The organism is Nonomuraea sp. NPDC047529, from assembly GCF_040642995.1.
In the GTDB taxonomy this organism is placed as follows: domain Bacteria; phylum Actinomycetota; class Actinomycetes; order Streptosporangiales; family Streptosporangiaceae; genus Nonomuraea.
Genome location: NZ_JBEYTJ010000019.1, coordinates 95465 through 108198, shown reverse-complemented (window position 1 = coordinate 108198; position 12734 = coordinate 95465). Strand labels below are relative to the sequence as shown.

6 protein-coding genes are annotated in these 12734 nt (G+C 74.0%); 5 read left to right on the top strand and 1 reads right to left on the bottom strand.

The features are described 5' to 3' along the window. Window positions 1-79: 79 nt before the first annotated feature. From ABZ815_RS27985 to ABZ815_RS27965, 5 genes are read left to right on the top strand one after another with little or no spacing between them, the layout of a single operon-like run. On the top strand, window positions 80-1630 hold the full coding sequence (locus ABZ815_RS27985; RefSeq protein WP_357702929.1) for an acyl-CoA synthetase: 1551 nt from the start codon (window positions 80-82) through the stop codon (window positions 1628-1630). Continuing rightward, a complete protein-coding gene (locus tag ABZ815_RS27980; protein WP_357702927.1) occupies window positions 1620-2522 on the top strand; it encodes an OB-fold domain-containing protein in 903 nt (300 codons plus the stop codon). The genes ABZ815_RS27985 and ABZ815_RS27980 overlap by 11 nt, the downstream gene beginning before the upstream one ends. Further along, window positions 2519-3538, top strand: a complete 1020-nt coding sequence (locus tag ABZ815_RS27975) for a thiolase domain-containing protein (RefSeq protein ID WP_357702925.1) — start codon at window positions 2519-2521, stop codon at window positions 3536-3538. The genes ABZ815_RS27980 and ABZ815_RS27975 overlap by 4 nt, the downstream gene beginning before the upstream one ends. A 3-nt stretch (window positions 3539-3541) precedes the next feature. Next, window positions 3542-4690 (top strand): thiolase domain-containing protein, encoded by a 1149-nt coding sequence (locus ABZ815_RS27970; RefSeq protein WP_357702923.1) that lies wholly within the window; start codon window positions 3542-3544, stop codon window positions 4688-4690. Continuing rightward, entirely contained in the window at window positions 4690-6279 is a 1590-nt protein-coding gene (locus tag ABZ815_RS27965; protein ID WP_357702921.1) for an acyl-CoA synthetase, read from the top strand. The genes ABZ815_RS27970 and ABZ815_RS27965 overlap by 1 nt, the downstream gene beginning before the upstream one ends. A 91-nt stretch (window positions 6280-6370) precedes the next feature. Here ABZ815_RS27965 and ABZ815_RS27960 read toward each other — a convergent pair whose 3' ends face one another. Then, the gene (locus ABZ815_RS27960; RefSeq protein ID WP_357702920.1) at window positions 6371-12727 is read right to left on the bottom strand and encodes a tetratricopeptide repeat protein; all 6357 of its coding nucleotides are present in this window, start codon (window positions 12725-12727) and stop codon (window positions 6371-6373) included. Window positions 12728-12734: the final 7 nt, after the last annotated feature.

Below are 12734 nucleotides of genomic sequence, written 5' to 3'. Positions count from 1 at the left end.
GACTTTACCCGCGGGATACGCTCCGCACAGCAAACGAGAACAAGTTCCTGTTTTGCTACGCCTGAGCTGAGGAGATCAGATGGGCACGCTCGGATTCTGGAGGCTGGCGCAGGCGGATCCCGAGTGGATCGCGGCCGTCGACCCCGACGGCACGGAGCACCGCGCGGGTGACCTCCTGGCCCGCTCGAACCGCCTCGTCCACGGATTACGCGAGCTCGGCCTCCAGCCGGGCGACGGCATCTGCGGCCTGGTGCCGAACGGCGCGGACGGCCTCGTCCTCTATCTGGCCGCGCTCCAGGCGGGCTGGTACTACACGCCGATCAACTGGCACCTGACCGGCCCGGAGATCGCCTACATCGTGTCCGACAGCGAGGCCAAGGCGTTCTTCGTCCACCCCCGGTTCCTCCAGGAGGGCGCCAGGGGAGCCGAGGCGATCGAGCCGCACCGCCGCTTCCTCCTCGGGGACGGCCGGCAGGACGGCTTCCGCCCGGCGGACGACCTGACCGGCGGGCAGCCGGACACCGCGCCGCCCGACCGCACGGCCGGCGCCACCATGCACTACACCTCGGGCACCACCGGCAGGCCCAAGGGCGTCAGGCGCACGCTGAGCGGCCTCGACCCCGACGACGGCGCCGAGCTGATGACCTTCCTGCTCGGCCTGTTCGGCATCACGGCCGGACCGCCCAACGCGCACCTGGTCACCTCGCCGAGCTACCACACCGCCGTCACCCAGTTCGGCGGCAGCGCCCTGCACATGGGCCACACCCTCGTCTACATGGACAAGTGGGACGCCGAGGAGACGCTCCGGCTGTGCGAGCGCTACCGCGTCACGAACTCCCACCTGGTCCCCACGCACTTCAAGCGCCTGCTCGCGCTCCCCGAGGCCACCAGGGCCAAGTACGACCTGTCCTCGCTCAAGTGGATGATCCACGCCGCCGCCCCCTGCCCGGTCCCGGTCAAATGGGCGATGTTCGAGTGGTGGGGCGACTGCATCTACGAGTACTACGCGGCCACCGAGGGCGGCGGCACCCTGGCCACGCCCGAGGGCTGGAAGTCGCACCCGGGCACGGTCGGCTCCGCCTGGCCCATCAGTGAGCTGCTGATCGCGGACGACCAGGGCGAACCCGTCCCGACCGGCACGCCAGGGACGATCTACATGAAGATGATGGGCGTGCCCTTCGAGTACAAGGGCGACCCCGCCAAGACCGCCGCGAACCGGCTCAAGGACTACTTCACGGTCGGCGACATCGGATACCTGGACGAGGACGGCTTCCTCTTCCTCTGCGACCGCAAGGCCGACATGATCATCTCCGGCGGGACGAACATCTACCCGGCCGAGATCGAGAACGAGCTCATGGTCCATCCCAAGGTCGCGGACGTGGCCGTGTTCGGCATCCCGGACGAGGAGTGGGGCGAGCAGATCAAGGCGGTCGTCGAGCCCGCGCCGGGCGTGCCGCCGGGGCCCGGGCTCGCCGCCGAGCTGATCGCCTCACTGGAGGGCCGCCTGGCCCGGATGAAGTGGCCCAAGAGCATCGACTTCATCGCCGAGATGCCCCGCGAGCCCAACGGCAAGCTGCTCAAACGCAAGCTCCGCGCACCGTACTGGGAGGGTCACGACCGTGCCATCTGACGACCCGCTGGTCGCCCAGCATGTCCTGGAGTTCCCCGGCGGCTACACCCGGACGACCGGGCCGGTGATCGGGCGTTTCCTCACCGAGCTACGTGGCCGCCGCATCGTCGGAGTGCGTACGAAAGAGGGCAAGGTCCTCGTACCGCCCCTCGAATACGACCCCGCCACCGGCGAATCCGTCACCTCCGAGTACGTCGAGGTCGGCCCGGCCGGCACGGTCACCTCCTGGGCCTGGGTGCCCGAGCCCCTGGCGAACCACCCGCTCGACCAGCCCTTCGCCTGGGCCACGATCCTGCTGGACGGCGCCGACACCGCGCTCGTGCACGCCGTCGCCGCCGACAACCCCAAGGCGTTGTCGAAGGGCTCCCGCGTCTGGCCGGTGTGGCGCGACCGGCCCACCGGCCACATCACCGACATCGCCCACTTCGCGCCCGAGGTCACGAAGATCGTGTCCAACGTGCGCGCCGAGTACCGCCTCCAGGCGGGCGGCTCGCTCCGCGTCTTCCTGGAGGGCGTCGAGCGCGGCGTCTTCCTCGGCGGACGCTGCGAGCAGTGCGACCAGGTGTACGTGCCCTACCGGATGTCCTGCCCCCAATGCGGAGGTCTCATCCCGGAGACGCTCGAACTCCCCGACACCGGGACGATCACCACGTTCGCCATCAACAACCTGCCGGATCCGCGCGCTCCGGAAGTGCCGTTCGTCTCCGCCTACATCCTGCTCGACCACGCCGACATCCCCATGATCGCGCTCATCGGCGACGTACCCGCGCACGAGGTGCGCCAGGGCATGCGGGTCAGGGCCGTCTGGGTGCCCGAGGAGGAGCGGAGCAAGTCCATGGCGAACATCCGCTGGTTCGCCCCCACCGGCGAGCCCGACGTGGAGCTGTCATGAGAGAGGTCGCGATCGTCGCGTTCGCGCAGACCGTCCACACCGACCACGACACCGGGCTCACCGAGCCCGAGCTGATCCTGCCCGTGATCAGCGAGGTCAAGGAGCGGACCGGGCTGACCAGGTTCGGCTTCACCTGCTCGGGAAGTTGCGACTACCTGGCCGGGGCCCCGTTCTCGTTCGTCAGCGCCCTCGACGCGCTCGGCGCCTGGCCGCCCGTCTCCGAGAGCCACGTCGAGATGGACGGCGCCTGGGCCCTGTACGAGGCGTGGGTCCGCCTCCAGCACGGTGACATCGACTCGGCCCTGGTCTACGGCTTCGGCAAGTCGTCGCTCGGCGACCTCCGCACGATCATGACCCTCCAGCTCGACCCCTACTACCTGGAACCCCTCGGTCTCGACCAGCTCTCCCTGGCCGCACTCCAGGCGAACGCGCTCGACGCGGACAGGAAGCACCTCGACGAGATCGTCCGCAGGTCCAGGGCGGACGGCAGAAGCAACCCGTACGCGCTCGACCTGCCCGAACCGGACGGCGAGGACGTCGCCGTCGAACCCCTCAGAAGAACGGACGTGCCGCCCATCACGGACGGCGCGGCGGCGATCGTGCTCGCCACGGACGAACTGGCCCGGCGGCTCACCAGCCGTCCCGCCTTCATCAGGGGCATCGCCCATCGCATCGAGCCCCACTACCTGGGCATGCGGGACCTGGCCCGCTCGGCCTCCGCCGCCGACGCCGCCCGAGCCGCCGGGGTCGGCAAGGGCCCGGTCGAGGTGGCCGAACTGCACGCCCAGTTCCCCCACGAGGAGCTGATCCTCCGATCGGCGCTCGAACTGGGCGGCGACACGGTGATCAACCCCTCCGGCGGCCCGCTCGCCGCCAACCCCGTCATGGCCACGGGGCTCATCCGCATCGGCGAGGCCGCGCGGCGCATCCTGGACGGCGGCGCGAGCCGCACCGTCGGGCACGCCGCCGGCGGCCCCTGCCTTCAGCACAACCTCGTCACGGTCCTGGAGGCGTGAATCATGGGCAACCGGTGCGCGGTGATCGGGGTCGGGCAGACGCACTACACCACCAAGCGCAGGGACGTCTCCATCGCGGGCCTGGTCCGCGAGGCGGCGCTGCGGGCCCTGGAGGACGCGGGGCTGACGTTCAAGGACATCGACGCCGTCGTGGTCGGCAAGGCGCCCGACCTGTTCGAGGGCGTGATGATGCCCGAGGCGTACCTGGCCGACGCGCTCGGCGCGGCGGGCAAGCCGATGATGCGGGTGCACACCGCGGGCAGCGTCGGCGGCTCGACGGCGCTGGTCGGCGCGAGCCTCATCCAGGGCGGCGTGCACGAACGGGTGCTCGTCGTGGCCTTCGAGAAGCAGTCGGAGTCCAACGCGACCTGGGCGCTCTCCACCCACCTGCCCTTCAGCGCGTCGCTCGTGGTCGGCGCGGGCGGCTACTTCGCGCCGCACATCCGCGAGTACATGCGCAGGTCGGGCGCGCCCGGCCACGTCGGCACGCTGGTCGCCGTCAAGGACCGGCTGAACGCGCTGAAGAACCCCTACGCCCACCTCAGGATCCCCGGCATCGACCAGAAGATGGTCGAGTCCACGCCGATGCTCTGGGAGCCGATCCGCTACCTGGAGACCTGCCCGTCCAGCGACGGCGCCTGCGCGATGGTCCTGGCCGCCGAGCACAAGGTCACCGGCACCCCCGCCTGGGTGCACGGCACCGCCATGCGCTCGGAGCCCATCTTCCGGGCCGGCCGCGACACCGTCAGCCCCCAGGGCGGCAAGGACTGCGCCGCCGACGTCTACCGCCAGGCCGGCGTCACCGACCCGCGCCGCGAGATCGACGTGGCCGAGGTGTACGTGCCCTTCTCCTGGTACGAGCCGATGTGGCTGGAGAACCTCGGGTTCGCGGCGGAAGGCGAGGGCTGGAAGCTGACCGAGTCCGGCGCCACCGCCCTCGACGGCGACATCCCGTGGAACGCCTCGGGCGGCGTGCTGTCCAGCAACCCGATCGGGGCCTCGGGGCTGATCAGGTTCGCCGAGGCCGCCCTCCAGGTCCGCGGCCAGGCCGGCGAGCACCAGGTGGACGGCGCCCGCACGGCGCTCGGCCACGCCTACGGCGGCGGAGCCCAGTTCTTCGCGATGTGGATCGTCGGACGGGAGAAGCCCTGATGGAGTTCAACCACGCGGACCTGTTCGAGGCGCTCGCCGACGCGATCGGGGACCGCACCGCCGTCATCTGCGGCGCCGACCGGCGCACCTACGCCGAGCTGGACGCCGAGGCCAACCGGCTCGCCCACTACCTGACCGACCTGGGCGTCGGGCCGGGCCAGCACGTCGGGCTGCACCTGTACAACGGCGTGGAGTACCTGGCCGGGCTGCTGGCCGCGCTCAAGATCCGGGCCGTGCCGATCAACGTCAACTACCGGTACGTCGAGGCCGAGCTGCTCTACCTCTACCAGGACGCCGACCTGCGCGCGCTGGTCTACGACGTCGAGTTCGACCCGCGCGTGGCCGCCGTCGCGCACCAGGCGCCGCTGCTGGACCATCTGATCGCGGTCGGGGGCGAGTCGTCGATCGCCTCCGCGGTGCCGTACGCGGCGGCGCTGGAGCGCGGCAAGCCGGAGCGCGGCTTCGCCCCGCGCACCGGCCAGGACGTCTACATCATCTACACCGGCGGCACCACCGGCATGCCCAAGGGCGCGATGTGGCACGTCGAGGACCTGTTCATGGCCTTCGGCGGCGGCAACCCGTACGGCGACCCGCGCGCCACGCCGCAGGAGGTCGTGGACGAAGCCGTCAAGGCCGGCCCGATGGTCATGATGGCCACGTCGCCGCTCATGCACGGGGCCGCGCAGATGGCCACGTTCATCAGCTGGTGGTCGGGCGGCACGATGGTGCTCGTCCCCAGGTTCGACGCCGGGGAGGTGTGGCGGGCGGTCGAGCGCGAGCGCGTGCTCACCGTCAGCATCACGGGCGACGCCATGGCCAGGCCGCTGGCCGAGGCGCTGGAGACGGGCACGTACGACCTGTCGTCGCTGTTCGTGGTCAGCTCGACCGGCGCGATCCTGAGCGGCGCGGTCCGCGACCGGCTCCAGAGCCTGCTGCCCGGCGTCATGATCGTGGACAGCTTCGGCTCGACGGAGTCCGGCTACACCGCCTCCGCGCTGCCCGGCTCCACGCCCGAGACCGGGCTGCGCTACCAGCCCAACCCGTCGGCCAGGATCAGCGTCCTGGACGAGCGGGGACGTCCCGTTCCGCCGGGTTCGGGGCAGATGGGGACGGTGGCCAGGTCAGGGCGGGTGGCGTTCGGCTACTACAACGACCCGGACAAGTCGGCACGCACGTTCGTCACCGACCCCGACGGCACCCGCTGGCTGCTCACCGGCGACCTGGCGACCGTGGACGCCGACGGCACCGTGCACGTGTTCGGCCGGGGCTCGCAGTGCATCAACACCGGGGGCGAGAAGGTGTTCCCGGAGGAGGTCGAGGCCGTGCTCAAGGGGCATCCGGCCGTGTTCGACGCGGTGGTGACCGGTGTGCCGGACGACCGGTGGGGGAGCAGAGTGGCGGCCGTGGTCGAGCCGCGCCCCGGCGTCGAGCTGACCGCCGCCGAGCTGGACGTCCACTGCCGGGCGTCGTTGTCGGGGTACAAGGTGCCGCGTTCGTACGCGTTCGTGGAGGAGATGGTGCGCTCCCCGGCCGGCAAGGCCGACTACCGCTGGGCCAGACAAACCGCCGAGTCCGCCACCACCCACTGACCACCCCTCCCTAGGGCCGGCACCGCCACCCGCGGCCTGTCCTTTGCCGGGCGCGGTGCCGTCGCTGTGGGCGCGTTCCGCGCGGGGGCTGCTAGGTCGCTCGTAGCTCGGCAGCCACCTGGGACGCCTCCTCGCGCCTGCCGGACTTCTCCAGAAGCCCCAGCCGGCCGCGTAGCACGTCGCGGAGCAGCTCGGTCAGCTCGCGGTTCTCGTCGTGTTCGCGACCTTCGAGGTGTCCGTCGTTCGCGCCGGTGGTGGGGTCGCCTGTGGTCAGGAGGCCGCGTAGCAGGCCGTGGGCGACCCGGAGCGCGGTGTCGGCCGCGTCGTCCCTACCCAGTTCCTGCTGGCAGAAGCCGAGCCGGGCGTGGGCGACGGCGGCGGCCGGCTCGTCGCCGATGACCTGGGCGCCGCGATGGAAGACCAGGCTCGCCTCCAGCGCCCGTCCCGACTCCATCAGGGCGTCGCCCAGCATGAGCATCGCCCGGGAAAGGATGCCGCCGAGCAGGGGGTTCGCGGGGGCATGGCGTTCGAGCACGGCGACGGCCTCGCGCAGCGGCCCCACCGCCTCCGCCGGCTGCTCGCGGAGCCGGAGCGCGGCGGCCAGCGTGAGCCCGGCGCCCGCCCGGCTGACGTGCAGCGCCTCCGCGTTCATGCCCGTGGTCAGCAGCTCGTCGTAGATCGCGATGGCCTCGCGGGCCCGCGCCTCGGCCTCCGCCGCCGCGCCGGGCCGCAGCAGGGGCAGCAGCTCCGAGCTCTGCGCCAGCGAATCGGCCAGGATCGCCCGGTACGTCAGGTCGCCCGGTGTCCGCCTGGCCAGCCGGATCAGCTCCTCGGCCAGCACGCCCGCCTCACGCGCCTCGCCCAGCATCATGTGGCACCTGACCAGGCGCTGGGTGGCGAGGGCGTGCCTGAGCGTGCGCGGCGGATGGCCGGTGACGGCGATCCTGGCGTACTCGGCGGCCTCCTCGGGACGCCCGGCGGCCAGCAGGTCGTCGGCGATCGTCCCGGCCACCTCGGCCGCCGCCGCGGGCCGGGCGAGCCGGACGTGGAGCCGCATGGCCTCCGTCAGGTCGGCCAGCGCCTCCTGCGTCCTGCCGGACGCGCGCAGCACCTGCCCGCGCACCTGGATCGCCTGCGCGCGCACCCCGAGCAGCCCGGCCTCACCACCCCGCCCCTGCCCGCTCTCCTCCCGCGTGGCGCGTTCCTGTTCGGCCAGGGACCAGGTCACCGCCTCCAACGCGGCCTGCGGGCGGTCCAGGGCGGCCAGCGCCGCGCCGAGCTGGGCGTACGTGACGGCGGCGACGGCGGGCTCGTCCAGCTCGTCGCAGAGGTCGGCGGCGCGTTCGGCGTGGGCCAGCGCCTCCACGGCCCGGCCGGCCTCCAGCAGCCTGACCGCGTACCTGTTCAGCGTCTCGGTCAGCGCCCTCCCGTCCTCGGACAGCAGGTCGACGGCCTGCTCCAAGGTGGCCAGGTCGGCGTCGCCGATCGCGGCCAGCGCCAGGCCCAGGGAGCGCCGGTGGCGGGGGTCGATCGCGGCCAGCCCCTTGTGGACGCGTACGGCCGGGGCCGCCGTCCCGCCGCTCAGCATCAGGCAGCGGCCGAACCGTTCATGGATCAGCGGGTTCTCGCTGACCGGAGCCCAGTGCTCCAACGCCTCGGCGAACGCCGTGAGCTGCGGCAGCAGCCTGACAGCCGTCCTGGCGGTGGCCGTGCGCAGGTGGGCCGACAGCTCGTCCACGACTGTCGTGAGCACGTCGGGGCGTGGCAGCGGACGTACTCGGAGAAGCTGGGCGTACAGGTCGATCCCGGCGGACGGGCCGTGTCCGGTCACGCGGAGTCTGGCCAGGCGGGCCAGGGCCTGCACGTGCACGCCGGTCAGGTCGCGGGTGAGCGGGCCGTCCTCGGCCGTCAGGGCGATGCCCTTGGCCAGCTCGGCGGCGGCGAGGTCGCGTTCGTCCAGGTCTGCGTGGCACAGGCCGCTGAGCTCCAGGCAGGTGGCGGTCAGCAGGCGGGTGCGCTCGGGCGGCTCCGGGACGAGGATGTCCAGGGCGCGGGTGACCGATTGGAGCGCTCCTTCCACGTTCCCGCGCGACCGGCGGAGGCCGGCGTGCAGGCGCAGCGCGCCCGCCAGCGCGATCGGGGACTCCAGGCGCTCGGCCACCAGGCCCTCGCACACCGCGACCAGCCGTTCCGCCTCGGCGTCGGCGGCGTCCAGGTGGCCGGTGCGGTCCAGCGCGACGATCTCCAGGACGAGCAGCTTCGCCAGCTCCTGCTGCACCACGAAGCTGACCTCGGCCTGCGGCCCGTACGACTCGACGGCGGCCCGCAACCACGGCAACGCCTCCTGATGACGCCCCAGCCCCACGAGCGCCCGCCCTAGCGCCCCCGCCACCACCCCACCCACCACACTCCCGCCCACCCCCGCACCACCCGCCACCGAACCCCCCGCCGTCGGACCACCCGTCTCGGGACGGCCCATCTCGGGACCGCTCGCCTCCGGGCTGATCGCCTTCGAGTCCCCCATGGTCGGGGCGCTCGTCACCTGGCCGTCCGTCACCCGGACGTCCGCCTTCGGGGCGTACGTGACCGGCGGCGGTCGGTGCAGCAGGTCGGTGGCCTGCGTCGCGAGCAGGAACCCGTCGCGGGGGCGTCCCGTGTCGGCCCAGGCGCGGGCCAGCGCCGCCTGGGCGGCGACGTACGCGTGCACCTGCGCGATCTCCGGCCCGGCCGCGCCCTCCGCGCCCTCCGCGCCCTCCACGGCGGCGCGGCGTTCGGCGAGGTGTCGTTCGGCTCTGGCCACGTCGGGAGGCGGGGTGATCAGGGACAGCATCCAGGGTTGCTCGGCCTCCCCGGTGGCGGTGGCGGGGGCGTCCGTCGATTCCCGCCAGGCCCGGACCTCGTCCCGGTGCCGCCGACAGGACGGGTCATCGGCGCTCAGAACGTCATAGAACCCGGCCGCCGCCTCCATGTGGGCACGGGCGTCGGCGGGACGGTCGAGCTCGGCCAGGCAGAGGCCGAGGAGGTGCCTGGAGCGGGCCCTGGCGGCCGTGTGCCGTGGTCCGTCCAGCTCGGCGGCGAGGATCGCGGCGTCCTGGAGCGGGTCGAGCGCCTCGTGCGGGCGGCCGTCGGTCAGCAGCAGCTCGCCCAGGTCCAGGAGCTGGGCGGCCAGGGACGGGCGGTGCTCGTCGGGTTCGAGCGCGACCAGCGCGCGCAGGCTGCGCACGGCCTCGGCGGCGAACCGTTCGGCCTGGTCCAGGTCGTCCAGGTCGCGGTGGAAGCCGGCCAGCAGGCCCGCGGCCTCGGCCAGCAGCTGCCGCAGGCCCGGCTCCTCGCCCGCCAGTCCGCGCAGCCGTACGACGGCCTCGGCGGCGGGGGCGACGGCCTCGGCCGCCCTGCCGTGCTCCCCGAGCCACGCGGCCAGCAGGCACAGCCGTTGAGCCAGGTCCCGATCGGTCGGAGCCGCCCCCGCCACGGCCGCCGTGGCCGCCACGACGAGACAGGCGGCCAGTTCGGCCATCGCCTCAGCATCGGGGCCGCCGAAGTCGAGGGGCGGGATGGGGGCGGGGGCCCGCCTGACGACACCGGGCATGGTGCCTGGCCCGAGGAGGCCGGGGGCGGAGGTCTGTCCGAAGATGCGGGGCGTGGGGGACTGTCCCATGGTGCCGGATTCGGGGGGCTGGTCGAGGGCGTCAGGTGTAGGGGTCCGTCCGGGCACGCCGGGCGTGGGGGGCTGCCCAATGGCGGCGGATGTGGAGGTCTGTTCGAGGGCGCCGGATGTGGGGGGCTGTTCGTGGGGGGCGGGTGTCGGGGCTCGGACGGGGGTGGGTGGCTCGGGGAGGGGGAGCGTCGGGAAGACACTCACTGTGAGGACGCCCGCCAGAGCGGCGGCGACCTCGTCGTCCCCGCCCGCCGCCGCGAACGCCTCCACCGCCTCGCCCGTCCGCCCCGAGTCCAGGAGCGCGCACGTCAGGTTGTGGTACGCCCGAGCCGCCCGCCCCGCGTACCGGGGGTCGTCCTCGGCCAGGATGCGGAACCGGGTCGCCGCCTCCTGAGCGGGTCTGAGAGCGCTGCCGGACTCGCCCGCGAGCAGCAGGCACGCGCCCAGGACGAACAGCGCCTCCGCCTGACCGGCCGCCTCCTCGTACGGGGGCGCGGCGGCGAAGATCTCCACGGCCTCGGCGGCGGCCACCACCGCCTCACCCACCCGTCCCACGGTCGCCAGCCGGGCCGACAGCCGCGACAGCGCACCCGCCAGCGCGGTCCGTCCGCCCCCCTCCCGGAAATGCCGCACGGCCAGCTCGGCCAGCGTCACCTCAAGAGCCCGCAGCCCGAGCGGCGCCCCCGCCCGCGCCGCATCCGGCAGCGCGGCCACCGCCGCGCCCGGCAGTGTGGCCGCGGCCGCGACCGTCGCGCGGTCGTCCGGCAGCATCGTGAGTGCGGCGTTGAGGAGGTCGCCGAGCCGGGTGGCGGGGTTCGCCGCCGCCTCCGCGACCAGCGCCCCGATCCTGGACGTCACCAGCACCCGCAGCGCCCGCCCCACCTCCTCCCGCCCCGCGCCCAGCCGGAGCACGTCGAGCAGCCGCACCAGGTGCCCCGGCGAGCGCCGCTCGTGGTCGTGCACGGCCAGGACCAGCGCGTCCAGGTCCTCGGTCTCGGCGAGCGCCTGCTCGGCGACCAGGTCGGGCCCGAGCGGGCACAGCCGGTCCACGCCGGGGAAGACGCGCCCCAGCCAGTCGGCGACGACCTCAGCCGCATGGGGATCGCCGTGCAGGGCGGGCACGGCCGACAGCAGGCCGGGCAGCTCGGCGGGGGTGGGGGCGGTGAGCGTGAGCAGGGCGACGGCCTGCCGGGCGGTGACCTCGTCCACCTGTTCGCGGCCGGCGGGCCAGACGGTGGCCCACTGGTCGCGTTCGCGGTCGAGGAAGCGGCCGAGCAGTTCCTCGCCGGAGCCGGCCAACGGACGCGTCCGGGTCCCGCCCCGGCCGCCGGGACGGAAGGCGTTCCAGGGCTCCGGCGCCGTCCGGTAGGGCGGGGCGCCGAGGCCGCCGCCCGGCAGGGTGCCGGGGACGGCGGGCGCGGGCAGGACCTCAGTCTCGCCGCCGCGCAGCCGCAGCAGGGCCGCCAGGTGGACGCGGAGCGGCAGGCCGTACTCGGGGTCGTCCAGGCGCGGGGGAGTGGGCAGCGCGGCCCGGCTCGGCGCGAACGCCTTCATGGCCGTGAACGCGTGCTCGGTGCGCTCGTTCAGGGTGAGCGGATGCTGGTTGAGCTGCACGGTCGTGGTGTTGAGCCGGCGCAGCCAGCCGCCCGCCGCCGTGTCCAGCCGCCGCCACCACTCCGCGTCGCCGGGCTCGCGGGCCCGCAACAGCACCCGTACGCGGGGGTTGTGCCCGTGTTTGGCCAGCCGCCGTATCAGCTCGCCCACCAGCGGAGCGGACGGCCCCGGCGACTCCACGACGACGAGCGAGGGCCGCACCGCCTCCAGCGGCACCGCCTCGGGCCCGGACAGGGCGGCGAGCGCGGCGTCCAGGGCCAGGAAACCGGCGTCCCAGCCCGCTTCCCGCAGCTCCTCGCACAGCTCCCCGGCCAGCCGGGTACGGCCCGTGCCGCTCCGCCCGGTCACCACCGCGACCGACAGCGCGGTCGGTTCCGCGGCCCAGGCGCGCAGGGCCGCGAGCTGCCCGCCGCGCCCCGCGTACGGCACCACGGCGTGCCGCGGCAGCAGCAGCCGCCAGTCGGGGCAGTCGGACGGCAACGGCTCACGCGCCGGCAGCAGCAGCCCGGGCAGGACCACCCGCCCGTCACCGGCGGAAACGCTCTCCAGCGGGCCCGGCGGCGTCCCGGTGAGCTCGCGGAACCGGTCGTCGCCCAGCAGCACGCGCACGGGCACCGCGTCGAGCCGCGTCCCGGCGGGCCCGGCGGCCGAGGCGACGACGACGGCGGCGACCTGCCCGGCGGGCTCGGCCAGCACCGCGGCCCCGGTCAGACCCGCCCGCACGTCCATGGGAGGCGAGGGGCTGAGCACGTCCATGGAGAACGTCCGCGACGCCGGACCCGCGGGGGCGTCGGCCAGGCCGGACAGCACCCGGACGTCCCTGAACCCCGCCCTCCGCCGCGCCCGCGGGAACCCCATGGCCAGGCACGGCACCCGCTCCCCGGCCAGAACGGCCCACCGGACGTGCCCGATGCCGGGGACGTCGGCCCACGGCGGTCCGGGCACCCGCAGCAGCGCCGCGCCGTGCCCGCGCCAGACCTGCTCGGCCGCCGCCCACCGGGACGACCACGGCGGGCGCACGTGACAGGGCGCTCCGGGGTCCACCACCAGGGACGAGGTCAGCACGAGCTCCGGGCCGACCACATGGCCGGTTCCGGTCACGCCGACCACGTCGTCGTGACCCGAGTAGACCTCGACGACTCGTTCGAGGCCGAGGCGGTGCGGTGGCGCGTCCATGGGTCCG

What these genes read in the sequence shown, in the direction of transcription:
- ABZ815_RS27985 (WP_357702929.1), top strand. Translation starts at nt 80, where the DNA reads ATGGGCACGCTCGGATTCTGGAGGCTGGCGCAGGCGGATCCCGAGTGG.
- ABZ815_RS27975 (WP_357702925.1), top strand. Translation starts at nt 2,519, where the DNA reads ATGAGAGAGGTCGCGATCGTCGCGTTCGCGCAGACCGTCCACACCGAC.
- ABZ815_RS27970 (WP_357702923.1), top strand. Translation starts at nt 3,542, where the DNA reads ATGGGCAACCGGTGCGCGGTGATCGGGGTCGGGCAGACGCACTACACC.
- ABZ815_RS27965 (WP_357702921.1), top strand. Translation starts at nt 4,690, where the DNA reads ATGGAGTTCAACCACGCGGACCTGTTCGAGGCGCTCGCCGACGCGATC.
- ABZ815_RS27960 (WP_357702920.1), bottom strand. Translation starts at nt 12,727, where the DNA reads ATGGACGCGCCACCGCACCGCCTCGGCCTCGAACGAGTCGTCGAGGTC.